26 protein-coding genes and 2 riboswitches are annotated in these 24,225 nt (G+C 60.0%); of the genes, 1 reads left to right on the top strand and 25 read right to left on the bottom strand.

Features of this window, described 5'->3' with window-relative positions; genetic code table 11:
• Positions 1–28: 28 nt before the first annotated feature.
• From K6T64_RS05115 to ribD, 3 genes are read right to left on the bottom strand one after another with little or no spacing between them, the layout of a single operon-like run.
• The gene (locus K6T64_RS05115) at positions 29–1,240 is read right to left on the bottom strand and encodes a bifunctional 3,4-dihydroxy-2-butanone-4-phosphate synthase/GTP cyclohydrolase II (RefSeq protein WP_269473434.1); all 1,212 of its coding nucleotides are present in this window, start codon (positions 1,238–1,240) and stop codon (positions 29–31) included.
• Positions 1,241–1,282: 42 nt separating this feature from the next.
• Positions 1,283–1,885, bottom strand: a complete 603-nt coding sequence (locus K6T64_RS05110) for a riboflavin synthase (RefSeq protein ID WP_288008833.1) — start codon at positions 1,883–1,885, stop codon at positions 1,283–1,285.
• A 6-nt stretch (positions 1,886–1,891) separates the two neighbouring features.
• Entirely contained in the window at positions 1,892–3,013 is a 1,122-nt protein-coding gene (gene ribD / locus K6T64_RS05105; RefSeq protein ID WP_353737792.1) for a bifunctional diaminohydroxyphosphoribosylaminopyrimidine deaminase/5-amino-6-(5-phosphoribosylamino)uracil reductase RibD, read from the bottom strand.
• Between the two features lie 95 nt (positions 3,014–3,108).
• Positions 3,109–3,251, bottom strand: a riboswitch (FMN riboswitch).
• Between the two features lie 210 nt (positions 3,252–3,461).
• Here ribD and K6T64_RS05100 point away from each other — a divergent pair.
• On the top strand, positions 3,462–4,673 hold the full coding sequence (locus K6T64_RS05100; RefSeq protein WP_100667563.1) for a D-alanyl-D-alanine carboxypeptidase family protein: 1,212 nt from the start codon (positions 3,462–3,464) through the stop codon (positions 4,671–4,673).
• A gap of 83 nt (positions 4,674–4,756) precedes the next feature.
• On the opposite strand, the gene lysA is transcribed toward K6T64_RS05100, so the two are convergent.
• The 22 genes from lysA to K6T64_RS04990 all read right to left on the bottom strand — a co-directional run bounded on the left by lysA (position 4,757) and on the right by K6T64_RS04990 (position 24,188).
• A complete protein-coding gene (gene lysA, locus K6T64_RS05095) occupies positions 4,757–6,091 on the bottom strand; it encodes a diaminopimelate decarboxylase (RefSeq protein WP_288008830.1) in 1,335 nt (444 codons plus the stop codon).
• A 167-nt stretch (positions 6,092–6,258) separates the two neighbouring features.
• Positions 6,259–6,609, bottom strand: a complete 351-nt coding sequence (gene spoVAE, locus K6T64_RS05090; RefSeq protein ID WP_100667562.1) for a stage V sporulation protein AE — start codon at positions 6,607–6,609, stop codon at positions 6,259–6,261.
• Positions 6,610–6,670: 61 nt separating this feature from the next.
• Entirely contained in the window at positions 6,671–7,693 is a 1,023-nt protein-coding gene (spoVAD, locus tag K6T64_RS05085; RefSeq protein WP_170099325.1) for a stage V sporulation protein AD, read from the bottom strand.
• 93 nt (positions 7,694–7,786) lie between these two features.
• Positions 7,787–8,260, bottom strand: coding sequence for a stage V sporulation protein AC (gene spoVAC / locus K6T64_RS05080; protein WP_100669274.1), 474 nt, complete (start codon positions 8,258–8,260; stop codon positions 7,787–7,789).
• A gap of 70 nt (positions 8,261–8,330) precedes the next feature.
• The gene (locus K6T64_RS05075) at positions 8,331–8,726 is read right to left on the bottom strand and encodes a stage V sporulation protein AB (RefSeq protein WP_170085472.1); all 396 of its coding nucleotides are present in this window, start codon (positions 8,724–8,726) and stop codon (positions 8,331–8,333) included.
• Positions 8,727–8,742: 16 nt separating this feature from the next.
• The gene (locus K6T64_RS05070) at positions 8,743–9,408 is read right to left on the bottom strand and encodes a stage V sporulation protein AA (RefSeq protein WP_100667559.1); all 666 of its coding nucleotides are present in this window, start codon (positions 9,406–9,408) and stop codon (positions 8,743–8,745) included.
• A 130-nt stretch (positions 9,409–9,538) separates the two neighbouring features.
• A complete protein-coding gene (sigF, locus tag K6T64_RS05065) occupies positions 9,539–10,309 on the bottom strand; it encodes an RNA polymerase sporulation sigma factor SigF (RefSeq protein ID WP_100667558.1) in 771 nt (256 codons plus the stop codon).
• A gap of 8 nt (positions 10,310–10,317) precedes the next feature.
• Positions 10,318–10,764 carry an anti-sigma F factor gene (spoIIAB, locus tag K6T64_RS05060; RefSeq protein WP_100667557.1) on the bottom strand — a complete coding sequence of 149 codons (447 nt, stop codon included), beginning with the start codon at positions 10,762–10,764 and terminating at the stop codon, positions 10,318–10,320.
• A 1-nt stretch (position 10,765) separates the two neighbouring features.
• Positions 10,766–11,116: an anti-sigma F factor antagonist gene (gene spoIIAA / locus K6T64_RS05055; RefSeq protein ID WP_100667556.1), complete on the bottom strand. Its 351-nt coding sequence runs from the start codon at positions 11,114–11,116 to the stop codon at positions 10,766–10,768.
• 108 nt (positions 11,117–11,224) lie between these two features.
• Positions 11,225–12,508 carry an ABC transporter ATP-binding protein gene (locus K6T64_RS05050; protein WP_100667555.1) on the bottom strand — a complete coding sequence of 428 codons (1,284 nt, stop codon included), beginning with the start codon at positions 12,506–12,508 and terminating at the stop codon, positions 11,225–11,227.
• Between the two features lie 14 nt (positions 12,509–12,522).
• The gene (locus K6T64_RS05045) at positions 12,523–14,232 is read right to left on the bottom strand and encodes an ABC transporter permease (RefSeq protein WP_100667554.1); all 1,710 of its coding nucleotides are present in this window, start codon (positions 14,230–14,232) and stop codon (positions 12,523–12,525) included.
• Positions 14,233–14,317: 85 nt separating this feature from the next.
• Positions 14,318–14,485: riboswitch (M-box (ykoK) riboswitch) on the bottom strand.
• Positions 14,486–14,521: 36 nt separating this feature from the next.
• Positions 14,522–17,308, bottom strand: a complete 2,787-nt coding sequence (gene ileS / locus K6T64_RS05040; RefSeq protein ID WP_288008825.1) for an isoleucine--tRNA ligase — start codon at positions 17,306–17,308, stop codon at positions 14,522–14,524.
• A 180-nt stretch (positions 17,309–17,488) separates the two neighbouring features.
• Positions 17,489–17,995, bottom strand: a complete 507-nt coding sequence (locus K6T64_RS05035; RefSeq protein WP_013075826.1) for a DivIVA domain-containing protein — start codon at positions 17,993–17,995, stop codon at positions 17,489–17,491.
• Between the two features lie 75 nt (positions 17,996–18,070).
• Positions 18,071–18,844: a YlmH family RNA-binding protein gene (locus tag K6T64_RS05030; protein ID WP_288008822.1), complete on the bottom strand. Its 774-nt coding sequence runs from the start codon at positions 18,842–18,844 to the stop codon at positions 18,071–18,073.
• The gene (locus K6T64_RS05025; protein ID WP_232059649.1) at positions 18,845–19,147 is read right to left on the bottom strand and encodes a YggT family protein; all 303 of its coding nucleotides are present in this window, start codon (positions 19,145–19,147) and stop codon (positions 18,845–18,847) included.
• A 9-nt stretch (positions 19,148–19,156) separates the two neighbouring features.
• Positions 19,157–19,582, bottom strand: coding sequence for a cell division protein SepF (locus K6T64_RS05020; RefSeq protein WP_100667551.1), 426 nt, complete (start codon positions 19,580–19,582; stop codon positions 19,157–19,159).
• Positions 19,583–20,332, bottom strand: a complete 750-nt coding sequence (locus tag K6T64_RS05015; RefSeq protein ID WP_100667550.1) for a YggS family pyridoxal phosphate-dependent enzyme — start codon at positions 20,330–20,332, stop codon at positions 19,583–19,585.
• A complete protein-coding gene (gene pgeF / locus K6T64_RS05010) occupies positions 20,319–21,176 on the bottom strand; it encodes a peptidoglycan editing factor PgeF (protein ID WP_100667549.1) in 858 nt (285 codons plus the stop codon). Before pgeF ends, K6T64_RS05015 begins: the two co-directional genes overlap by 14 nt.
• Positions 21,177–21,223: 47 nt before the next feature.
• A complete protein-coding gene (locus tag K6T64_RS05005) occupies positions 21,224–21,514 on the bottom strand; it encodes a YlmC/YmxH family sporulation protein (protein WP_100667548.1) in 291 nt (96 codons plus the stop codon).
• A gap of 129 nt (positions 21,515–21,643) precedes the next feature.
• Positions 21,644–22,429 (bottom strand): RNA polymerase sporulation sigma factor SigG, encoded by a 786-nt coding sequence (gene sigG / locus K6T64_RS05000; RefSeq protein ID WP_100667547.1) that lies wholly within the window; start codon positions 22,427–22,429, stop codon positions 21,644–21,646.
• A 75-nt stretch (positions 22,430–22,504) separates the two neighbouring features.
• Positions 22,505–23,233, bottom strand: a complete 729-nt coding sequence (gene sigE / locus K6T64_RS04995; RefSeq protein WP_100667546.1) for an RNA polymerase sporulation sigma factor SigE — start codon at positions 23,231–23,233, stop codon at positions 22,505–22,507.
• Between the two features lie 13 nt (positions 23,234–23,246).
• Positions 23,247–24,188: a sigma-E processing peptidase SpoIIGA gene (locus tag K6T64_RS04990; RefSeq protein ID WP_288008881.1), complete on the bottom strand. Its 942-nt coding sequence runs from the start codon at positions 24,186–24,188 to the stop codon at positions 23,247–23,249.
• Positions 24,189–24,225 lie beyond the last annotated feature (37 nt).

The following is a 24,225-nucleotide window of genomic DNA, read 5'->3' as shown; positions in this document are numbered from 1 at the left end:
GGACCAACCCGGCCCGGCACCAGGAAGCTCACACGTTTAAATAATGGCCGAGCTTAATCTTCTTGGTTCGCAGATAATCGATGTTTTCTTCTGTGGGCGGGACCTGGATCGGCACCACCTCCACCACTTCCAGGCCATGACCTTCGAGCCCCCGAATCTTTCGCGGGTTATTGGTCAACAACCGCAACTTGGTCACCCCCAGATCGCGCAAGATCTGGGCGCCGATCCCGTAATCCCGGAGATCCGGGGGGAATCCGAGCTTTTCATTGGCCTCCACGGTGTCGTAGCCCTGATCCTGAAGCGCATAAGCCCGGATCTTGTTCACGAGGCCGATTCCCCGCCCCTCCTGACGCATGTACAATAGCACACCCCGGCCTTCGGCTTCAATCCGTTTCATCGCCGCGGCCAATTGTGAGCCACAGTCACAACGATGGGAACCGAACACATCGCCCGTCAAACATTCGGAATGGACGCGTACCAGTATGGGCTCTTCGGGGTGGATCTCCCCTTTCACCAGGGCGACGTGCGCTTTGTCGTCCAACGTGCTCGTGTAAACCACGGCGCGAAACACCCCGTAGTCCGTGGGCAGATCCGCCTCAGCCCGGCGCTGAATCAACCGCTCCCGGGCCTTTCGGTAACGGATCAGATCGGCGATGGTGATCATCAGCAAGCCGTGCCGCTGGGCCACTTTTTCCAAATCCGGCACCCGGGCCATCGTCCCGTCCTCTTTCAGTACCTCACAAATCACTCCCGCGGGGTACGCCCCCGCCAATCGGGCCAGATCCACCGCCGCCTCGGTGTGTCCCGCCCGGCGCAAGACGCCTCCGGGCTTGGCGATCAACGGAAAAATATGCCCCGGCCGTCGAAAGTCCCCCGGGGTACTTTGGGGATCGATGAGGGTCTTGACGGTCACCGCCCGTTCCACCGCTGAGATCCCCGTGGTGGTGCCGTTGCGGGCGTCCACGGATACCGTAAAAGCCGTTTCGTGGTTGTCGGTGTTGTTCCATACCATGGGGTCGAGATCCAACTCCCGAGCCCGTTCTTCGGTCAGAGGGACACACACCAACCCCCGGCCATGAGTAATCATGAAATTGATCACTTCCGGGGTAGCGCGCTCAGCCAGGGCCACAAAATCCCCTTCGTTTTCTCGGTTCTCATCATCGACGACAATGACGACATGACCTTTTTTCAGTTCTTCGATGGCCTGCTCGATGGACGCAAACATAGCCGTCTCCTCCATTTCTTCCTCGCTGCGCGCCACGCGCTGTCCTGTCCCGACCGATCACTTCACTTCGTGGCCTCCTCGCAACAATCGCTCCACATACCGCGCCACCACGTCCACTTCCAGATTCACCCGGCTGCCGCTCCTCAGTTCGCCGAGAGTGGTCTCTTTTTGCGTGTGAGGGATCAGGGCCACGCGAAAACCTTTCTCGGTCACACCCATCACCGTCAAGCTCACTCCGTCCACCGCCACTGACCCCTTTTCGGCGATATATTTTTGAAGGGGTGCCGGAACGCGCACCTCGACCACCGCCGAGTCACCTTCAAATCCCACCTCCTCCACGGTGCCGACCCCATCCACGTGCCCGGACACCAGGTGGCCGCCCAGCCGCGTCTGCAGTGTCAAAGCCCGCTCCAGATTGAGCCTCGCCCCGGGAGAAACCGCCCCCAAGGTGGTGCGGCGAAGCGTTTCCGCCACCACGTCCACACGAAAAGCCTCCGAAACCAGATCCACGACCGTGAGACAAACGCCGGAAACGGCGATACTGTCCCCGATCTTCGCATCCTCCAGAACCTGGTGCGCTTGCACCGTGAGTTCAACCCCTTGATCCGTGGGACGAACTTCGCGAAGGATCCCGATTTCCTCTACAATTCCGGTAAACATGCCTCGTCACCTGCCTTTTTCCGCCCTCCGGACCAAGGCGGTCACTTTCAAATCCTCCCCTACCGCCTCCACCCCAGTGATCTCCAGTTGGGCGCTCTGGGCCAGCCGTTCGACGCCCTCCCCGGCGAGGGCGGGGATTCCACTCCCCATCAACAGCTTCGGCGCCAAGAAAAACACCACTTCATCCACCAAGCCGCTGCGAAATACGCTGCCTTGCAGCTGCCCGCCGGCCTCCACCAGCACGGTGTTCACCCCGGCTTCACCCAGACGCCCGAATACCTGGTGCAGATCCAAACCCCCTTCGGAATCCGGATCGATCAGCCAGACATCCACCCCTCTCGCGGCAAGTTCAGCGATGCGCTCGGCCGGCGCCAACCCTCGGCCAGCGCACACCACCGTCTGCGCTGAAACAGTGCTCAGGATCCGCGCATCCCCGGGGATCCGGAGCCGACTGTCCAGCACCACCCGCAGGGGTTGCCGTGGGAGTCCCCCACCTGGAGGGCGGGCGGTCAATTGCGGATCATCCGCAATCACCGTGCCGACCCCCGTCACCACGGCGTCCACCCGGGACCGAAGCTCATGCACCTTCTCCCGGGCCTTCTCCCCGGTAATCCACCGACTCTCACCAGTCCGGGTCGCAATCTGAGCATCCAACGTCATGGCGATCTTGGCGATCACCCAAGGCCGGCCACGGGTCATCCGTTGAATAAATCCCCGATTCAGGGCTCTGGCATCCTTCTCCAAAAGGCCGACTTCAACCTTCACTCCGGCTTGCCGGAGACGCCGGATACCCCCTCCCGCCACCAACGGATTCGGGTCCACCATCGCCACCACCACCCGGGCCACGCCGTGCTCAATCAGCGCCCGGCTACAGGGTGGCGTACGCCCGTGGTGATCACAGGGTTCTAGGGTCACGTAAACCGTGGCCCCCCGGGCCTTCTCCCCGGCCATGCGCAAGGCATGCACCTCTGCGTGAGGACCGCCAGCCTTGAGATGGGCCCCTTGGCCCACGAGTTCTCCGTCCTTCACGATCACCGCGCCGACCAAGGGGTTGGGGCTGGTCTGTCCCCGGGCAGAGGCGGCTAACTGCAGAGCCCACCGCATCCAGTCTTCATCTTTCAACCCCATCCCCCCAAATGAAAAAACCCCGGAATTCCTCCAGGGCTAAGAGGGAACGGCGAAAAAAGCCTTACCGTTTTCACGGTCTGACCCACCCGTTCATCCTGTTCCTTCTCCCATCCGGACTATACCGTCGGTACCGGACTTTCACCGGTTCCTGCGGACTCAACCGCTCGTGGACTTCGCCTTGTCGACGTCACCACCGGTCGGGAATTGGGTTGCCCCTCACCCTGCCCTGAAGGAATTCGATGTCCAATTGTGGTTTCAGTATACGCCCTTCGCCTATTTCTGTAAAGGCTAGGGAGCGGCGCCGGCCGGCGATGCCAATGACCGCCAGGCGTCTACTGACGGAGCTTGGGACTTTCGGCCGTTGCACCGAGGTTGGCCTGTACATTAGAATGAGTAGCGTATGTGTGCCTATGACAGATAGCGCTTGAGAACAGGGGAGATACGAGGCATGCGCATCGCCGTTCGATGGATGACGATCCTAGCATTGGTCATATGGGTATGGAGCTGTCCCCGAGGCGCAGTGCCGGCCAGGGCAGATCAGGCCGACGGTCCTCCAGATCTCGCGGTGCGTTCCGCTGTTTTGATGGACATGAAAACCGGCCAGGTTCTTTATGCCAAGAATCCCGACGAACCCCATTATCCAGCCAGCATCACCAAAATCCTCACCGCCATCGTCGCCCTGGAACGGGGGCGCCTGAACGACCGAATCACCACCAGCCGCCTGGCCACCCTACAGGATGGCAATCGGATTTATTTAGTTGAAGGGGAAGAACACAGCCTCGAAGAACTGCTGTACGGCATGATGCTCAACTCCGGCAATGATGCCGCTGTGGCCATTGCCGAACACTACGGTGGCTCCGTGGCGGACTTCGCCGCGATGATGAACGCCAAAGCTAAAGAAATCGGCGCTCTCCACACCCATTTTACCAATCCCAACGGTCTCCATGACCCGAATCACGTCACCACGGCCTATGATATGTGCCTCATCGGGCGATATGCGATGCAGAACCCGATCTTCCGCCAAATCGTGGCCACCAAGACCTATCCGTGGCACGGCAAGGAATGGGAATCGGAACTGGTCAATATTAACCGAATGCTGTGGACATACCCCGGGGCTACAGGAATCAAAACGGGGTATACCGACCAGGCCCAACAAACCATGGTGGTGAGTGCCACCCGGGGCAACGAGTCCTTGATCGCCACCCTGATGGACATCCCCGGACAGGAAGCTATGCGTGAAGAGGCCACCAAACTGCTCGACTGGGGTTTTCAACACTTTGCCACCCAGCGGTTGGCGTCCGCCGGAGAAACCGCTGAAACCGTGCAATTGCCGGGTCATCAGACCGCCAACGCTCTCCTATCGCGCAGCGTATGGTACACTTTCGCTCAAGGGACATCCCCTCAGGTCACCCGCAACATTGAGCTCATTAAACCGAAGCTCCCCTTGCAAAAAGGTGCCATCTTGGGACAAGCTGTTTTCTCGGTAGACGGACGGACCATCGCCACCGTTCCTTTGGTGAGTGACCGCGCCGTCAATCCGCCGCCCTGGTCCTGGTGGTGGCTGTTGGGGGCCGTTCCCGGGATACTCTTGATGATCCCCCTGTGGAGACTCCGGAGCCGCCAACGAAAACCTCTTGCCCGTCCGTACCGCCACCTGTGAAGGTTACCTCCACCGGGTCTGAGGCCCTCGGCCTTCCTTCCGGACCGGGAAGGCCGAGGGGAACCCCACCAACGCGAAGCCCGTCAAGCCACCGGATGCTGTTCCTTTCTCATCCGTTCGGGGATCTGGTCGAGCCGAATGAGATCATCCAAAGTCTCCCGGCGCACCACCACGTCCGCCCGCCCGTCTCGCACGAACACCACCGCCGGCCGGGGGGCGCGATTATAGTTGCTCGCCATAGAGTACGTGTACGCTCCGGTGCCGAAAACCGCCAGGATATCCCCGGGCACCGCGCGCGCCAGGGGCGTGTCCCAGATCAGCATGTCGCCGGTTTCGCAGAACTTCCCCGCCACCGCCGCCAACTCCTCAACGGGTTCCCCGGCCCGGTTGGCCACCACAGCCTCGTAACGAGCTTGATAGATAATGGGACGCGGGTTATCCGCCATCCCTCCGTCCACGGCGATATACCGGCGCACCCCGGGGATCTCTTTCCGCGCCCCCACTGTGTACAACGTGGTGCCCGCCGGCCCCGCAATCCGCCGCCCGGGCTCCACCCATACCTCGGGGACCGCCACCCCGCGCCTCAGGGCCTCCCTTTTCACGGCATCGGCGATCGCCGCAACGTACGCCTCCACCGGAAGGGGCCGATCCTCTTCCACATACCGAATCCCGAATCCGCCCCCGACATTCAGGATTCGCAGCGACGCGTCCCACTCATTGACGGCCCGGGCGTAGAACTCCATCATCCGCTCAACAGCGAGAACGAATCCTTCGGTCTCAAAAATCTGTGAGCCGATATGACAATGAAGGCCTACCAAGTTCAACCCCCGCGCCCTCTGGGCGCGGCGGACCGCCGCTTCAGCTTGTCCGCTCGCCAGGTCAAAGCCGAATTTCGTATCCTGCTGTCCCGTCTGGATGTACTCGTGGGTGTGGGCCTCGACGCCCGGGGTCACCCGCAACAGGATGTTCGGGCGCTTCCCCTGGCGCTCTGCCAATTCCGCCAAAAGATCGAGCTCATAAAAATTATCCACCACAAATCCGCCAATCCCGGCCTTGAGGCCGTAGATCAGTTCATCCCGGCTCTTGTTGTTCCCGTGCAGATGAATCTTCTCCGGGGGGAACCCCGCGGTCAGCGCCGTATGCAACTCCCCGGCCGACACCACATCGAGGTGAAGGCCTTCTTCCTCCACGAGCCTGCACATGGCCTGGGTACAAAAAGCCTTCCCGGCGTAAGCCACCTGATAGCGCAATCCCGCCTTGCGAAAAGCCGCGTGAAACTCCCGACACGTCTCTCTCAGCAGCGCCTCATCAAAAACATATAACGGGGTTCCAAAGCGCTCGGCCAATTCTACCGTATCGCACCCGCCGATCTCCAGGTGTCCCCGATCGTTTACCCGACGCGTACCCAAAGAAGGCACCAATGCTTTCTTCCCCTCTCCGAATCACAAAGGCAACCGGTTTATGGCCGGCGCCGGTTAGGCCGATTATATCACGGGTCACTACGAGGTACAACGATCGGTATGGGGAAAAACCCCGCCTCACCGGGTCTTTTCCGAAGGACAGATTCGTTTCCGCCGGGTGGCCACTAACCTTTCGGCTTAAATACCAAGGCCGCAAGGAAACTGAAAACAATGGCGGCGGAAATGCCGGCGCTGGTCACCTCGAAGATTCCCGTGATGACCCCGACGATCCCGTGTTGTCCGGCTTCCATCAACGCTCCGTGGGTGAGGGCGTGACCAAAGCTTGTGATGGGGACCGTGGCCCCGGCCCCGGCGAGCTGGATCAGCGGATCGTACAGGTTCAACCCGTCCAAGATAGCTCCACTGACTACCAGGATTGTCATGGTGTGGGCCGGAGTCAGCCGGCCCACGTCCATCAGCAGTTGTCCGATCACGCAGATCAGGCCGCCCACCACGAATGCCCAGACATAAATCATCGGTCTCCCGCCTTTCGCTATCACCTGAACCCGTCCGTTTCCGGACCCGGGACGTTACGGATCAATCCTCCCGCTCCAAAACGACCGCGTGACAAATCGTCGGAATCGTTTCCCCCTGCTGAGCCGATACCGTCGAATGAAGGGCTCCGGTGGCGGCAACGAGCACCCGCCGCAGTTCCCCCCGACGAAGCCGACGGACCAGGTGGCCAAAGGTCACCACTGCACAACAGGCCGATCCGCTGCCCCCATTAAACACTTCGGGCTGGGTCGGTGAGTAAATCAGGGCGCCGCAATCGGCGTACCGATCCCCGAGATCGTAACCGTACCGGCCGAACCATTCCCGAAGCACCGGCATTCCATGAAATCCCAGGTCCCCGGTGACGATGAGATCATAATCCGAAGGTCGGCGGTTCAGGTCCGAGAAATGTGCAGCTAACGTATCGGCGGCCGCCGGGGCCATGGCCGCGGCCATGTCCGTCGGATCCTTCGCGCCCAAATCGATCACTTTACCGAGGGTAGCGAAAGTCAATCGAACCCTGCCGGGACCGCCCGCCGAGTCCCGGGCCAGGAGTGCCACTCCGCCCCCGGATACCGTACAGGGGGCAGTGTCCGTTTTCTGGGCTCCGTATTCAGTCGGATACCGGTACTGCCGCTCCGCCGTGGCGTTATGGCTGGCCGTACCCGCGGCCACCAGAGTTTCCGTCTCGCTATCCACCGCCAAAGCGGCCACCGCCAAAGCCTCGCCGATGGTCGCACAGGCGCTGAACACCCCAAGATAGGGTATGGCAAGGGAACGGGCTACAAAAGTGGAAGTGGTGATCTGATTCATGAGGTCTCCGGCAACGAACAATCCCACATCTTTTTTGCGCTTCCCGGCCTTCTCCAAGGCTTGGTCGAAGGCGTATTGGAGAAAAGTTTGCTCGGCTTTCTCCCAATTCGGCTGCCCGGCATGGGGGGTGGGAAAAATCCCGTCAAAATCGTCCCTCAGCGGCCCCTCGCCTTCCTTCGGCCCCACCGCCGCCGCTTCCCCGGCCAGGAACACCCGATCAAACTGCCACGTCTGACTCCCCACCGACCGGGCCACGGTTCCCGCCCCCTTTACTCGAAAATCGGTGAACGGACCCGCCTCCTGAAACTCGCCACCCGAAACGGCGGACCCACTGCCTGACTCGGCGGCCTATCCCAGGATCCGGGGAAGCACCGCGCGAATCAAGGTGACAAAAAACGCCGCCACCACGCCAAAAACGATCACAGGCCCCGCCACTTTGAACATGTTTGCCCCTACTCCGAGCACCAACCCTTCACTTTTCGCTTCAATCGCCGACGAGGACATGGCATTGGCAAACCCCGTGATCGGGACTGCCGAGCCCGCCCCGGCCCATTGGGCAAAGCGATCGTATAGCCCTAGGCCGGTCAGTAGAATCGCGACAAAGACCAGAGTCGCCGCTGTGGGATTGGCTGCCGCTTCTCGGTCAAATCCCCCGACGCGCATGTACAAATACTGGATGAACTGGCCAAGATCGCAGACCAATCCCCCCACGACGAAAGCCCGAAGGGCATTGCGCGCCGCCGGTACAGGAGGGCGGTGCCGTTTGACGACCATTTGATACTCTTTCTGCAATCGCTTATCATCCGGCGTTCCGACGCTCATCCAGATCTCCTCCATCCCCTGGTACCCCATGTAGCATGCACAGACCCAAGCGGCACTATGCCTCGTCGCCCTAGGGCGACAACTCCGGAAATAGAAAATTCACAAGGCACCCCATCATCTTGCCGATGACCATGGCCGAGACCAGAAGCGGCAAAACCGGCTCCAGGCGAAGTCTCCTGGCCAGGATCGGAAGCACATTCAACACCTCGGTCAGCGCCCCGGCCACCATCCCCACGAATACCCCGGCAAAAAGACCCCATGCCGCGGCCATCCACCGGGATAAGCTCATGGGCATGGGGAAAATTTCCGATAACGTGCTAATAAAGGCACCGGCGATCAGTGCCCACTGATAGGCCAACAATCCCCCCTTAAACCGGGTCAACTGAACGAGCCTCGGCACCACGTCCAATACGGACAACAGCGCCAGAAACCCACTCCCCACCGTCACGCCCCAGGCCAACCCCACCGCTGCCGCCATCCCCTCACGAACCATGGGCCTCACGCGGGTCCGGCACCCGTTCCTGACGACTCCCCTCCCGGGTGATCACATACTGATTGATCATCTGCTCGTACTGAAAAACCTCCACCTCGAGAGGGCTGGGTTCATTTTCGTTGATTTTTCGCCGGAGCAGATGGTTAAAAAACAGGGCCATCCCCAGTCCAACCCCAAAGGCATAGGGGATTTGTAAAATATAAGGATGGGCCTTGTATTCACCGGTGATCAGGTGATATACCCGCTGGTGGACCCGGACCATGCTCACGTCGGCGTGGAAGTTCATGATCGTCAATCCGGAACCCACGAAAAGCAGGAGCCACACCGCCGCCACCTTGAGCCATGACGGCTTCGAGCCGCCAGGCTCCTCCAGATCGACAATCGTTTCCGTCGGCCCGATCAAGTGGACATTGACGTGAGGCAGGCGCCGCTTGATGGCCGCCACCAGGTCAATCGCCTGAACCACCCGCACACCCCCCTGCCGGGGACTCCAATCCGAAACGGGGATCCCCACAACAACCCGCCTCAGGTCTCCCCCGCCGGAATCCACCGCCACCACCTCCGCCGCCTGGCCGACGGTCAGGTGCTCCCCGGGCCGCAGACTCAACCGTTCCTTCGGGCGAATGTAGACATCAACCTCCGGCGCAAACTCCAAGGGAATCCGCCTCCTCCCGGTTCCCCGTTAGTATGCCCAGTTTTTCCCGCCCGTCCAAAGTCCTTCATCCCCGCCGGTGCCCCCGGCCCAGAAGGCCAAAAAAAGCTCCGCCCTCCCTTCGGGCGAAGCCCTACTCCTCATCCTCGCCGAGAAGCTGCCGGCGGATCCGGTTCAAGATCTTTTTCTCCAAGCGACTGACCTGAACTTGAGAAATCCCCAACACTTCCGCCACTTCCGATTGGGTTTTGTCCCTGAAAAACCGAAGGAACACGATCAGCCTCTCCCGTTCGGGGAGCCGGTTTAACGCATCGGTGAGCGCCAGACGATCAAACCATTTCTCTTGTTCCTCGTCGGCGATCTGGTCCATCAGTAAAATCGGGTCCCCGTCGTTCTCAAACACCGTCTCGTGAATCGAAGCCGGAGCCCTCATGGCGTCCTGGGTGAACACCACTTCCGCCGGGTCCATCCCCAGTTCCTCGGCAAGCTCATTGATATGGGGTTGCCGCCCCAAACGTTTCGCCAACTCGTCCCGGGCCCTGCGGATATGCCGGGCGGTCTCCTTGACCGATCGGCTCACTTTGACGGTGCCGTCATCCCGCAAAAAGCGCTGAATTTCACCGATGATCATCGGAACGGCGTAAGTGGAGAATTTTACGTCATAACTGAGATCAAACTTGTCGATCGCCTTCATCAGCCCGATACACCCGATCTGGAACAGATCCTCCGGCTCATAACCCCGACCCAAAAAGCGCTGAACCACCGACCATACCAGCCGCTGGTTAAAGAGAACCAGCGTCTCCCGAGCCCCCGCATCCCCGGATTGACTTTGCGCGATCAGTTCCCTGACCTGCTCATCGGTCAGTTTCGCCTTTGTCGAACCAAAATCCCTCTCCGGTTGCATGATCTCACCTAGTGTTCCGACGTCGTCCGGCTCTTCAACCGCTTGACCAGGCGCACCCGGGTACCTTGGCGGGGGCGGGACGTGATTTCGACTTTGTCCACGAAATTTTCCATGATCGTAAAGCCCATGCCCGACCGCTCCAAATCTGGGCGAGAGGTATACATGGGCTGGCGGGCCAACTCGATATCCTCGATGCCCACTCCTTGGTCGTCTATCATAATCTCCACCGTGTCTCCCTCAAGGGTGCAGGTGATGCTCACCATCCCTTCCTGGTCCCCGTATCCGTGAATGATGGCATTCGTCACCGCTTCCGAGACGGCGGTTTTAATCTCGGTGAGTTCCTCCACGGTCGGATCAAGCTGAGCGACGAATGCGGCAACGGCCACCCGAGCGAAGGATTCGTTTTCCGATCGACTGGAGAATTCCAATCGCATCACATTCCGTGTCGCGCTCATCCTAGGCCTCCCTCAATGCGGCGATGCCGCTGGACTCGTCCTCATACACCGGCACGATACGCAGCACCCCGGACAACTCCAACAGTTTCCGCACGGGTGCTGTCAAGCCGCAGCAGGCCATCTTCCCGCCGCCCTGGCTAATCCTGCGATACCGGCCCAGCAGCACCCCGAGACCTGAACTGTCCATGAAGGACAAATCCGACAGGTTCCACAGCAACCGAATCGAACCGGTCTCTTCCAAAAGTGCGTCTACCTTGGTCCGCACCGCATCCGACGTATGATGGTCCAACTCCCCCCGCAACCGGGCCACCACGACCCCCGACCGATGCACCGCCTCCACCTCCAGAGACATGCCCTTCCCTCCTCCCGATCTTCACCAGCAATTCGCGATGCGGGCCGGGAAATCCTGCCCATCGACAAAAGAACAGGAAAATCGAGGGAATCCGCCACGGTTCGACCCTTACGGCGCGTCCTCTTCCCCTTCAAGATACAGGCGCCCTCCCTGCTCATCATAGCCGAACAGTTCCGCGTAGCGCCCCCAGTCGATGAGAATATCCAGTTGCTTGGCCGCCTCTTCCGGACTGAACCTCCGCTCGAAAATCTGCAGGAAAAATTCCCGGGCAATCTGTTTATTCCGTTTTGACTGAAGCACCCATAACATTTTCTCCATGGTCGGGACCTTTTTTAACACCAGATCGCGAAAAATTTCCTTTCTCTCCAGCACGCTGGCGTCGGCAAACCGCCGCCCGACGTCGGTCAGTTCAATGTCGCCGTGCTCCACCTTGACCAACCCCAAAAGTTCGGCCCCTTCCACAATGGGCAGAAAATCTTCCACATCCAGCATCAGGTTGTCCGCCAATTTATACAAATCCGTGCGGCTTTCCAGATCATCCAAAAGCTCCAGCAGTCCCGTGAGGGCACCCGAGCGCACCTCCGGCACCCGGGTCATCGATTTTGCCGCCGCAGGCACCGCTTCGGCCACGGGGGTTCGTCGGGTGATAATGGCATAGAGTTGATCGACCAACGAAAGAAAAGTCGGGGACTGTTTATCCCGCCAGTGCGGCAGAGTGATTCGGATGTCCGTCACCACCTGGGCCGGGTCCCGGGAAAGCACGACGGCCCGGCTGGCCAGGTACACCGCCTCCTCAATACTGTGGGTAACGAGGACGATGGCCTTGGTCCGAATCTTTTTCTCAAGCCACAATTCCAACAGATCCCGGCGCAGATTCTCAGCGGTCAACACGTCCAGGGCCGAAAAGGGTTCATCCATGAGGAGGATATCGGGTTCGGCCACCAGTGCCCGGCCAAAACCCACCCGTTGTCTCATGCCACCGGACAACTCCTTCGGAAACGCCGTCTCAAAGCCGTCCAAGCCCACCATATCGATGACTTGCAAAGCCCGCTGCCTTTTTTCCGCAGGTGGCATGTCGGTCCGCTCTAACCCGAGCTCGACATTCTCCAACACCGTCAGCCACGGAAACAGGGCAAAGTTTTGAAAAATCATCGCCACTCCTGGCGCCACCCCATCCACCGGCCGGCCGTGGTACAAGACCTGACCCTCGGTGGGGGGAATCAACCCGGCGATAATCCGCAATAAGGTCGATTTGCCCGATCCCGAAGGGCCGAGGAGGGCGACAAAATCCCCCTCTTCCACTTTGAGCGAGACATCTTTGAGGATCGTCGTTGTAGTACCCGGACCCACTTCCCAGTCCTTGGACACGTGGCGCAATTCTAGAAGAGCCATCCCTGCCCCCCCTCTCACACTTCCAACCGGTACCGGTTTTCAGCCAACCGATACAAACGCCTCCACAACAGGCGGTTTACCGCGACGACAAAAGCGGCCATCACGACAATACCCCAGACAATCGCCGGCCAATCGCCATTGGTGGTCGCCCGGGTGATGTACGCCCCGAGCCCGGTGGCCGCCAGCTGGGTCCCCTTCCAGGAAACCACCTCGGCGACGATGCTCGCGTTCCAAGCCCCTCCGGCCGCCGTCACCAGCCCGGTGACCAAAGACGGAAAAATCACGGGCAGAATGAGCAGCCTCCATCGGCGCCATCCGCCAAGGCGCATCAAATCGCTCGCTTCCCGGAGGTCGCCCGGAATGGCTGACGCCCCGGCGATCACATTGAATAAGATATACCACTGGGTTCCCAGCATCATCAGTACCACCGATCCCCACTCAAGGCTTACGTGCAAGGACAAAAAAGCCGCGGTAATCAGCGGAAAAAACATATTGGCCGGAAACGAAGCCGCCACCAGAACCGCCGGTTGGGCCACCCGGGACCATTTCGGGTGCGTGCCGATCCACACGCCCACGGGGATCGTCCACAGCGCTCCGAGCAGCACCGCCGCCGCCACCCGGAGAAGAGTGAGTACGCCATAAAGCACCGGGGAAAGGAGTTCTCTCCACCCCAGTTCCCTCAGCATCAGCCCGCCCCGGATGATCCAGTACACCACGACCACAAACACCGCGGCCCAGATCATTGCGGAGACGACTTTTTTGGCCACCGAAGGCTTCCGGATCCGAGGCGCCCGAGGGGGCCGCCCCGCAATCATCCACGACCAGGCCGGTTCAAAAAACACCCGGCGGGCCCACTCGGCAATGTGGGAACGCCGCAATAGCGTTAACATCCACGAAGTGGGCAGATCCAGACCCGCCGTCTGCTCCACTTTGAAGCGCTGGGTCCATGCGACCAGGGGACGCCAGAACAGTTGATCCACGACAATAATGACGATGACCATGGTGACCATGGCATACAAAAGAGCTCGGACATCTCCCTCATCCATCGCCGCCGCCATGTACGATCCGATCCCGGGTAAGCGGATATCCCGGTGCAACACGGTGATGGACTCGCTGACGGCGAGAAAAAACCATCCTCCCCCAAAGGACATCATGCTGTTCCAAACCAACGGCACCGCCCCGTACGCAAAATCCAACACGAAAAACCGGCGGATCCCGCCGAGCCCGTATAGCCGACTCGCCTCCCGGAGTTCCTTCGGGACTCCTGTAATCGATTGATAAAACCCAAAGGTCATGTTCCACACTTGACCGGTAAATATCGCAAAAATCGAAGCCAATTCCGGTCCCAACAAACTCCCCGGAAACAGGGCCATAAACCCGACCACCGTCACTGACAAGAACCCGAGCACCGGGACCGATTGCAGAATATCGAGCAGAGGGATCAGAATGCGTTCCCCCAGCCGGCTCCGGGAAGCCAGGCGGGCATACAAAACCGTAAACACCACCGAAGCCCCGAGAGCCAAAAACATCCGCATTAAGCTCCGTCCGGCGTAGTACGGGAGGGCCGCAGGGTCGAGGGAAACGGTCATCGACTGGGGCGCATAAGGTTCTACCATCCCCTTTCCCACCTGCACGATGCCGTACAGGAGCCCCAGCACCCCGGCCAATAACGCCGCATCCACCCACCAAGCCGTCTTTTTTCGGACCTGTCCGTAGGCGGGCATCTCCGTCTCCCCCTTTCTTCCCACAGGATGGTCTTTACTCCACAAAAAAACCCCCGAAGCCGGGGGAAACCATGCGCAAAACGCACACCTTCCCCCTGGTTGAGCTTCGGCAGTGTACAACGTAGAGCCCGGATGCTCAGCCACCTTAGGGAAAGCCTTAATCCGGCAATCCCTGGTCTACCCATTGGCGTCTTTCGACGTTTCCGGGCAGTGGCCTGTGTTTGTACACACGCCTCACCTAACGAGGATGGTGAAATCTTCTTGTTTGGCCATGGCGATTGTAGCACGTTCAGGATCGGTCATCAAGGGGAAGCCCATCGACCACCTCGGCGCACCGCCGACACAGGTCCGGGTGACCCTCCACCGTCCCGACCTCAGGCAACACCATCCAGCAACGCTGACATTTTTCACCTTGAGCGGGGGTGACTCTGACGCTGACTCCTTCAAATTCCAAGGCGTCCGAAGGGACCGTCTCTTCCGGTCCGTGAACCGACACTTGGGAAACGATGAGAATCTGGGGCAGCTCCTCGGCCATTTCCCGGATGTCTTCAAATCTCGGACCGAGCCACACCTCCACCGCCGCCCCGAGGCTATTGCCGATCACCTTCTGTTGTCGGGCTGTCTCCAACCCCTTGGCCACCTCGTACCGGAACTCCAGAATCCGTTCCCACTTGCGCATCAGGGCGTCATCTTTCCACTCGGACCGCACCTGTGGCCAGTCCTCCAACTGGGCGCTCGGCCCTTTTACCCCCGGAATGTAACTCCACACTTCATCAGCGGTGTGACTGATGATGGGAGCCACCAATTTCACCAGAGTCACCAGGATCTCGTACATGGCCGTCTGGGCCGACCGCCGAATCGGATCCGCCTCCCGGCTACAATACAACCGGTCCTTGAGCACATCGAGGTAAAAAGCGCTCATCTGAACGGCGCAAAAATTGTGCACGGCGTGAAACACCAGGTGAAACTCGTAATTCCGATACGCGGCGCTCGTCCGTTCCACCAGCCGTTGGAGTTGATCCAGGGCCCAGCGGTCGAGTTCTGTCATATTTTCGTAAGATGTGCGGTGGGCGGCCGGATCAAAATCGTTCAAGTTCCCAAGCAAAAACCGGAAAGTATTCCGGATCTTTCGATAGACCTCGGCGACTTGCTTCAGGATGGCGTCCGACACCCGGGCATCCGAGCGGTAATCCACCGAAGCCACCCAGAGCCTCAAGATATCCGCCCCCAGGCGATCCATCACCTCCAGGGGATCCACCACATTCCCTAGACTCTTGGACATCTTGCGCCCTTCGCCGTCCAACAGGAATCCATGGGTCAGCACCGCCCGGTAAGGAGCTTGTCCCTTTACCGCCACAGCCGTAGAAAGGGATGAATTGAACCATCCCCGATGCTGGTCCGATCCTTCCAGGTACATGTCGGCGGGCCAGCGAAGCTCCGGCCTCCGCTCCAACACCGCCATATGGCTCGACCCCGAGTCAAACCACACGTCCATGATGTCCGTTTCCTTGCGGAACGAATCGCCGCCGCATCGGCACCGATAGCCCTCCGGGAGCAAGTCTTTGGCCTCCCGGGCAAACCACACCTGCGAGCCGTGCTGCTCAAACAACCGAGCCACATGGTCGATGGTCTGGTCGTCGATCACCGTTTCCCCACAGGTTTCACAATAAAAAATCGGGATCGGCACCCCCCAGACCCGCTGGCGGGAGATGCACCAATCCTGGCGTTCGGCCACCATGTTGTGAATCCGCTGTTTGCCCCAGGAGGGAATCCACTGGACCTTCTCGATCTCGTCCAGCATCTCCTGACGAAACTTGTCGATGGAGGCAAACCACTGTTCCGTGGCCCGAAAGATAACCGGATTTTTGCACCGCCAGCAGTGCGGGTACTGGTGGCGGATTTCCCCCTCGGCCACCATGGCCCCTTCCCGGCGCAAAAGATCGCACAAAACATCGTTGGCCTTCGCGTAGAATTGTCCCACCACCGGCTCACCGGCCTCGGTGAAACGGCCTCGGTCATCAATCGGAGCTTCTAACGGGAGGTTGTACTTGAGGCCGACCAGATAGTCCTCCATGCCGTGGCCCGGAGCCGTATGAACGGCGCCGGTACCAGCATCCAGGGTGACATGATCGCCCAGCACCACCGGAACCTGCCGACCCTTATGGAAAGGATGCTGGAGAATCGCCCCCTCTAGCGCCCTGCCGTCGAATTCCTTGATGACCCGCCCTGCTCCGGGATCCCGCCCCGCGGCTTTCAGCACGTCTGACAACCGGTCTTTGGCCACCACCCATCGCTCACTGCCCACTTCCACCAAAATATAGCGAAAATCCGGGCCCAGAGCCACGGCTTGGTTCGCCACCAGCGTCCAGGGCGTCGTCGTCCAAATGACCACCGAGGTCCCCGCCGCATCCACGACCCCCTGACCGTCCACAACGGGAAATTTTACATAGATACTCGGTGACACCTTGTCGCGGTATTCAATCTCCGCCTCGGCCAGGGCCGTTTCACAGGACGGACACCAGTAGACGGGCTTGAGGCCTTGGTAGATATAACCTTTTTTGGCCATCTCGCCAAAAATGCGGATCTGAACGGCCTCATAACCCGGCTCCAGGGTCATATACGGATGATCCCAATCCCCTCGTACCCCCAGACGCTTAAATTGCCCCTTTTGCCGGTCGATGTACTCCAAAGCGTATTGCCGGCACATCTCCCGGAACTCCAACACGTCAATTTCGTGGCGATTGAGGTTCTTGGATTTGATAATCGCGTGTTCAATGGGCAGACCGTGAGTATCCCACCCGGGTACATAAGGGGCTTCAAAGCCGTCCATCGTTTTGAATTTCACGATCATATCCTTCAAAATCTTGTTCAAGGCGTGGCCAACGTGGATGTTCCCATTCGCATAAGGCGGACCATCGTGAAGAATGAACTTCGGCCGTCCCCGCCGCATCTCCACCGATCGGCGGTACAGACCGATCTCTTCCCAACGCCGCTGGATCTCCGGCTCCCGCTTTGGCAAATTCCCCTTCATGGGAAAATCGGTCTTCGGCAGATGTAACGTATGGCTGTAGTCCATGAGGCGTCCTCCTTTCCACCCGACAAACAAAAAGCCCCCATCCCCGCGCAGGGACGAGAGGCCGTCACCTTTCGCCGCACAACCATCTCCTGACTCCCGCGGCGCCGCACCCACCGCCCGGCGACGCCAATCCGCACCACCAGTATAGAGATTGCCAGAAAGCCTGTCAAATCGGGCTCATCACCGACTTCCGGTCCCGGACTCCAGTTGCCCCGCCTGCTGCAGGTCTTCTGCCAGATCATCCCAGTCCCGGGCTTCGATCATCTCCAATTGGGCCTGAACCAAAGAGCGCAGGCGAGTGCGGAACACGGAGACCTGTTTTTGGATTTCTTCCATCTCCATCAGGATCTTTCGAGATTTCATCAACGCTTCGTTGACAATCCGGTCGGCGTTTTTTTCCGCTTCCCGCACGATCAACTGGGCCTCTTTTCGGGCGTTGGCCTTGACCTCCTCCGCCGCTTCCTGGGCTACGACGATGGACTTGCTCAAACTCTCCTCCAGATTCGAGAAGTGCGCCAGGCGTTCTTCCAAGAGTCGGCTCTGCTCGGCCAGTTGCTTGTTCTCCCGGATCAATCCTTCGAACTCTTGGATGACCTGCCGTAAGAATTCATTCACCTCATCTTGATTATAGCCACGAAAGGATACGCTAAACTCCTTATTGTGAATATCCAACGGCGTTAATGACACGCCGTCCACCTCCCCCGAATCGGCATCCCTGCTGTCCCTAGAATTCGACGCCCGGCGGGGAAATCCTGCACCCGCTCACTCCAGGTGTCCCACCCGCACAATCTGCCTTCCGCGTCTGCTCTCCCCCTCCAGCGCGAGGATTTTCAGCCTGCCCACCCCGCGCACCGAGATGACGTCCCCTTCCGCAAGCGGCCGGGCGCCGTCCTGGCACACCGCCCAATTCACTTGCACCATCCCTTTCTTGATCCACTCCGCCGCCTTTGACCGCGACCAGTGCAACGCCTCGTGCAACACCGCGTCCAGGCGCAGGGAGGCCACTGTAACACGCTCTTGCCGCCACGATTGCCGCGGCGGCACGAACTCGCCCGGAGAAATGACGCGGGGATGCACCGAATATCGCCCCACCCTCTGCCAATGCACGCACAAAAACGAAGCAATCTCTCGGTCTGTCACACACCAGGCCGCCCCCGGAACCACCGAAATATCCCCGATCTTCTCCCGCCGCACCCCGAGTCCGAGAATCGACCCCAGCACGTCCCCGTGCGTCCACTCGGCTCCAGGGACCTCCACCTTCACAAATCCCAATTGCCAGTCGCTTTCCCCCGGTTCCCACCCCTCCGGCCCAATCCACAGCCGGACCCGCTCGGCATCGGGATACCCGCCCCAGGACTTGAGCTCGATCTCGCTGACCGAAGCCACCACCACCCTGGCAATCCACTGGCGGCGAAGATCATAAAAGTCGGTGAGCACCGGTCGCCACCGCCGCCCGGCCTCCTCTGCCCAGTGTGCCAGTTGGCGGGCAAAGGGGCGCTCCGCGGGCAGAAGATGCGTTTCCCACGGCCACGACACCTAGACCATCCCCACCGCGCGAAAAATCCAGAACAGCAGCAGCATGACACCCCGCTCGAGGAAATAATAGACGACAAGGGCCACGATGTAGGAAAGGTCCAAGGAAATGGCTCCAAGGGGCAAACTTGGGATGAAGCGGCGGAAGGGAGCCAAATACGGCTCCGTCAGGCGAATGAGCCACCTGCCGAGGGACGTGTCCCAGACGTCGGGAAAGAACGATAGGAATGCTCGGGCGACCAGCAGGTACCAGTAGACTTGGAGAAGGATGCCAACCACCTGGCTAACTGTGATGTACAGATTCAATGCGTCCACTCACCTCGTTTTGTCCTGAGATTCCTGGCCGCTGAGATATTCCGAGATCGCCCCCTGAACGTCTACATTGTCCGGGGCGCACAGGATGATCTGGGGCCCGATCTTTTGCATCGTCCCCCCCAGCGCATACAGGACGCCGCTGAGAAAATCCATGATCCGCAAGCCCTCTTCATAAGGGACTTTTTGCAGATTGATCACCGCAGCCCGGCGGTTGCGGAGGTGGTCTGCGATCCCTTGCCCTTCTTCAAACCGGGCGGGTTCGCAGAGAACCAATTTGACCGACTTCGCTTGGTGAAGGCTGACCACCGCCCCTTTCTTCCCGGGGCCCGGCGCCGGCCCGGGGATCTCCTCCTCCCGGGGTTCCTCTACCCACTCCTCATCCCCGAACCCCAGGAACTGAAAGAAACGACGCATCCGGTCGCCCATTCATCCCACTCCCCTCTCTCCGTTTGACTCGGCCTCAGGGCCTGTCCTCTCGTTGTCTAACAAAATTCTCCCGAGGCGAACGATGGTGGCCCCTTCTTCCACCGCCACCTCGAAGTCTCTGGACATGCCCATCGAAAGCTCCAGCTTATCCCGATTCCGCCATACCGGGTGATGGACAAAGCGGTCCCGGAGTTGTCGCAGCTCCCGGAACACTCCGCGCACCTCTTCGGGGTCGTTGACCACTGGGGCCATGGTCATAAACCCGGCCATGATCCATCGGGAAAATCGATTTTTGGTCTGTATGTAATCGAGAAAATCCCCGACTTCTTCCGGGGCCACTCCGCTTTTTTGTTCTTCCCCGGCGACGTTCACCTGGGCCAAAACTTTCAGCGGCGGCCCCTCGAGCGGCCCTTCCGCAAACCGCCTGGCCAAGGCGTCCACCAAGGAAGGCCTGTCCAAAGAGTGAAGCCACGCGAAATGTTGAATGACCGCCTTGACCTTATTGGTCTGTAGATGACCGATAAAATGCCAGGTCACCCCAGAGCCCAATGCCTCCAACTTCTCCCGCGCCACCTGCAGACGGTTCTCTCCGAGGTCCGTCAGCCCGGCCTCAACCCACTCCCTGGCCCGGGCTGCATCAATGTATTTACTCACCGCCACAAGGCGCACGCCCGAAGGATCTCTGCCCACCCGGGCGCACGCCCGGGCGATGCGCATTTTCACCTCAGCAATGCGCTCACCCGTGCTCACGCCGATCGTCCTCCTCCACCCCGCCATCATCCACCAGGGCCACGGCGGCGGCCATCCGGCCTGTGACCCCTTTGTCTCTTCGATGGGAATAACACAAGTCCGGCCGGCAGGATGTGCACACCCCGAGAACTGCCACCCGATCCTCAGACACCCCCGCATCCAGGAGAACCTCCCGGTTGGCCCGCCACAGGTCCAGGAAATAATGTCCCGGGTGCCTTGGAGCGAAAACGCCCTCGGGGACGACCTTCCACCCCTGATGGAACACCTCCCGCACCTTCTCATCCACCTCATAGCAACAGGGTCCGATGGAAGGACCGATGGCGGCGTAAAGCCGCGTCGGATCCGCCCCCCACCCTGCCAGCTTCCGAACGGCCGCCTCCACCGTCCGGATCGCGGTGCCCCGCCACCCCGAATGCACGGCAGCCACGGCGGGGACATCGGGCGCGTACAACAGAATCGGCACGCAATCTGCCGCAAGGACCGCCAAAACCACGCCGGGATCCCGGGTGGCCAGACCATCCGCTTCCCCCAACAAGTTCTCCGGGCTCAGGGCCCCCCGGCCGGCGTCGGCTGAGGAGACCGTGAGGATGTGATCCCCGTGAACCTGCCGGCAGAAGGTCCAGCGTTCCAGGGGCATTCCGAAGGCTTCCGCCGCCCGGCGGCGGTTCTCCAGCACAGCCCCCGCTTCGTCCCGGGTCGAGAAGCCAACATTCAAACCATCATAGGGCGGACGGCTCACCCCGCCCACCCGGGTGAAAAAACGGGCTCTCACCCGGCCCTGTTCCTCCCAAGCCGGAACCCGCCAATAGGTCACGCCCGCTTCGCGGGCCAATTCCCACTCCATGCCCCCGCTCCCCCAGCCGCTGCGTTCTCGCCACCAGTGTACCACATCTAGTAGCCCTCGGACACACCCGGTCCATCCGCCGGGCGATAACTCCCGCCTTCGGTAGCCGGTCGCAACTCCACGAGGATCACATCCGTGCCGATTTTGACAATTTGGTCCCACGGGATCACATGCTCCTGGCCGTTTCGCCACAACCCGAACCAGCGAGAAGTCCCTGGCACGACGATGGCCCGGACCACCCCTTGTTCCAGGTCGATTTCCAAATCGCCCACCATGCCAAGACGGGCGCCGTCCCGGATATTCACCACATCTTTCGCCTGGAGTTCCGACGCTTTCATCCCTTGTATCGCCTCATCCCTGCTTCCGCAGTCGTCGCCCTCACCCTTCTTATCCTTTTATATATGCGGACACCCCGGGAAAGTGCCCAACAAAAAAGCGCCCGGGGGGCGCCGAGGGCCGGGTGGGGCTCAGCCCTGGATTTTAATGAACTTTTGCATATGCTGAATGGCCGACTTTTCGAGACGGGAGACTTGGGCCTGGGAGATGCCGATCTCCTCAGCCACCTCCATCTGGGTCTTGCCTTCAAAAAATCGCATCGCCAAAATCTTTTGTTCTCGCTGGCCCAGTTTGTTCATCGCTTCCCGAAGGGCGATCTCTTCGACCCAGAGTACGTCTTGATTGCGGTCATCCCGGATCTGATCCATGACATAGATCGGGTCGCCCCCGTCGTGATAGATCGGCTCGAACAGGGAAACGGGATCTTGGATGGCGTCCAGGGCAAAAACCACGTCCTCTTTGGGCAGGTTGAGCTGCTCGGAGATCTCAGTGATCGTCGGTTCCCGCAGCCGTTCGTTTGTTAATTGATCCCGAACCTGTAGAGCTTTGTAGGCGATGTCCCGCAACGATCGACTGACCCGAATCGGATTGTTGTCCCGCAGATACCGCCGAATCTCCCCAATGATCATCGGTACGGCGTAGGTCGAGAATTTCACATTCTGACCGAGATCAAAGTTATCAATGGCTTTCATCAATCCGATGCACCCGACCTGAAACAGGTCGTCCACGTTCTCCCCCCGGTTGTTGAAACGCTGGATCACGGAGAGCACCAGGCGCAGGTTTCCGTGGATGAGACGCTCCCGAGCCGAAAGATCTCCAGCCTGAAGTTCGGCGAACAGCTTCCGCATCTCGGCGTTGGTCAGCACGGGCAACTGCGAGGTATTCACTCCGCAAATTTCCACCTTATTGCGTTTCATAGTGTCCCTCCCGCGTCGATGGGGTGGGCCGACGGCTCGGTCATCAGTATCCCCTGAGCGGGAAGAAATATGCAGTTATAGCATTCGATTGAACTCCTTGCGGAGGCGTTTAATGATACGTTTCTCCAGCCTGGAAATGTAGGATTGCGAGATTCCCAGGAGATCGGCCACATCTTTTTGCGTCATTTCCTGACCGCCGGTGAGGCCGAAACGCAATTCCATGATCTTTCGTTCCCGTTCGGTCAGCTTCCCCAGAGCGTCATACAGCAGATGTTTGTCGATCTGCTCTTCGATATTTCGGTAGATCGTGTCGTTCTCCGTCCCCAGGACGTCGGACAAAAGCAGTTCATTTCCGTCCCAATCGACATTCAGGGGTTCATCAAAGGAGACTTCGGCCCGGACTTTATTGTTCCGGCGCAAAAACATCAGGATTTCATTCTCAATACAACGGGAGGCGTAAGTAGCGAGCTTGATTCGCTTCTGGGGGTCGAAGGTGTTCACCGCTTTGATCAGACCAATGGTGCCGATGGAAACTAAATCCTCGATATAAATCCCGGTATTCTCGAATTTCCGGGCGATGTACACGACCAGCCGCAGGTTGCGCTCGATCAGGGTGGAGCGCACGGATTCGTCTCCCTCAGTCAAGCGAAGCAAGAGAGCCTCCTCCTCTTCCCGGGTTAAGGGAGGCGGCAAGGCTTCGCCCCCGCCGACGTAATCCACCTCTTCCCCTGGGAATAAGCGCCCGGCAACCCGCCACCACCACAGCCGCAAACGCCGTTTCCAATTCGCCCAGTGTTCGCCCATCTCGCGTCCTCCTTCACTGACCGGCCCACCCGGCGATGATCCCCGCCGAATCGAGCACTGATGTGGGTACAATGGCTGCGTATCGCCGGCGCCGATCTACGGGCTCCGCCTGGATCGCCACATAAACCTGGCCGACCGTCCAGACCCGGGATCCCTGCCGGATTTGAACGCCGTCCGGTCGAAAGGCTGGCAGTAGCCCGCCGCGGCCGTGAACGCCACGCCAGGCGACCACCCGAAGTCGGGACGACCATTCCTCGCCTAGATCCGCGGTCGGTGCAATCGGTGGATCCCTGCCCGGCCCCCGGGCATTGCGAAGCCACTCGAACAAGGAGGGCGGGAGAATGCCCCGCAGGCCTTCAGCTTCTGCGACGATCACCGGCCAGCCGCTGAGAGGCTCCCGCAATTGATTACCGGAGTCGAGCAGGACCGGCACCTCCCGGCTGCCCAGGGGGGTGACGACCTTCATGCGAGCCGTATAATCCACCAGTTGCTCATTGCGCCGCTTGACCCGGTACAACCCCGCCAACAGCAACAGGCCGAAGGGGATGCCTAGGGCTAAGACCCCGGTTCTCCATCGCCACAGCCAGGCGGGGGTTCCACTCATGACCACAAGACCCGCGCCGATCCCGGCGGTACCGCCGACGCCCCATTGCAAGGCGATCATCGCGCCGGCGAATACAAAATTCGCCAGATAAAAGAAAGCAATAGCTTGAATCCAATAGCCTATGCCCCGCAGGGGCAGGGCCAAGCGAACCATCGCCGCGGAAACGACAATGCGCGCCCACCACCCGCCCAGAGCAGGCAGAAACAGTTCCGCCATGGCATAACCCGCCCCAAAACAAGCGGCTGCGAGAACCCGCAGGGGCCGGGGGGGAATGCGAAGGATCCAAGCTGTCCCCCATAGGGCCAAGGCGTCCATCCCCGCGTTCACCGCCGCCACCAAGTCCCCGTACATCACCGGCACCGGTTCCACCTTCTTCCCACACGGGGCA

The organism is Kyrpidia sp. (genome assembly GCF_023512215.1).
Classification (GTDB): domain Bacteria; phylum Bacillota; class Bacilli; order Kyrpidiales; family Kyrpidiaceae; genus Kyrpidia; species Kyrpidia spormannii.
Note: the sequence above shows the minus strand (reverse complement) of the source record. Positions and strands in the feature narration are given on the sequence as shown.

Bases quoted from the DNA above. Each gene is read 5' to 3' on its own strand.
- sigG (WP_100667547.1), bottom strand. From the start codon at position 22,429: ATGAAACGCAATAAGGTGGAAATTTGCGGAGTGAATACCTCGCAGTTG.
- K6T64_RS05050 (WP_100667555.1), bottom strand. From the start codon at position 12,508: ATGGCTCTTCTAGAATTGCGCCACGTGTCCAAGGACTGGGAAGTGGGT.
- spoIIAB (WP_100667557.1), bottom strand. From the start codon at position 10,764: ATGAGCGCGACACGGAATGTGATGCGATTGGAATTCTCCAGTCGATCG.
- K6T64_RS05110 (WP_288008833.1), bottom strand. From the start codon at position 1,885: ATGTTTACCGGAATTGTAGAGGAAATCGGGATCCTTCGCGAAGTTCGT.
- K6T64_RS05005 (WP_100667548.1), bottom strand. From the start codon at position 21,514: ATGAAAGCGTCGGAACTCCAGGCGAAAGATGTGGTGAATATCCGGGAC.
- ribD (WP_353737792.1), bottom strand. From the start codon at position 3,013: ATGGGGTTGAAAGATGAAGACTGGATGCGGTGGGCTCTGCAGTTAGCC.
- K6T64_RS05045 (WP_100667554.1), bottom strand. From the start codon at position 14,232: ATGCCCGCCTACGGACAGGTCCGAAAAAAGACGGCTTGGTGGGTGGAT.
- sigE (WP_100667546.1), bottom strand. From the start codon at position 23,233: ATGGGCGAACACTGGGCGAATTGGAAACGGCGTTTGCGGCTGTGGTGG.
- sigF (WP_100667558.1), bottom strand. From the start codon at position 10,309: ATGCAACCGGAGAGGGATTTTGGTTCGACAAAGGCGAAACTGACCGAT.
- K6T64_RS05115 (WP_269473434.1), bottom strand. From the start codon at position 1,240: ATGGAGGAGACGGCTATGTTTGCGTCCATCGAGCAGGCCATCGAAGAA.
- spoIIAA (WP_100667556.1), bottom strand. From the start codon at position 11,116: ATGTCTCTGGAGGTGGAGGCGGTGCATCGGTCGGGGGTCGTGGTGGCC.
- ileS (WP_288008825.1), bottom strand. From the start codon at position 17,308: ATGGACTACAGCCATACGTTACATCTGCCGAAGACCGATTTTCCCATG.
- K6T64_RS04990 (WP_288008881.1), bottom strand. From the start codon at position 24,188: ATGTACGGGGACTTGGTGGCGGCGGTGAACGCGGGGATGGACGCCTTG.
- spoVAC (WP_100669274.1), bottom strand. From the start codon at position 8,260: ATGAGCGTCGGAACGCCGGATGATAAGCGATTGCAGAAAGAGTATCAA.
- K6T64_RS05020 (WP_100667551.1), bottom strand. From the start codon at position 19,582: ATGGGCGACCGGATGCGTCGTTTCTTTCAGTTCCTGGGGTTCGGGGAT.
- spoVAE (WP_100667562.1), bottom strand. From the start codon at position 6,609: ATGATTTATGTCTGGGCATTCGTGGTGGGCGGCCTGATCTGCGTGATC.
- pgeF (WP_100667549.1), bottom strand. From the start codon at position 21,176: ATGGAGTGGGAATTGGCCCGCGAAGCGGGCGTGACCTATTGGCGGGTT.
- K6T64_RS05100 (WP_100667563.1), top strand. From the start codon at position 3,462: ATGCGCATCGCCGTTCGATGGATGACGATCCTAGCATTGGTCATATGG.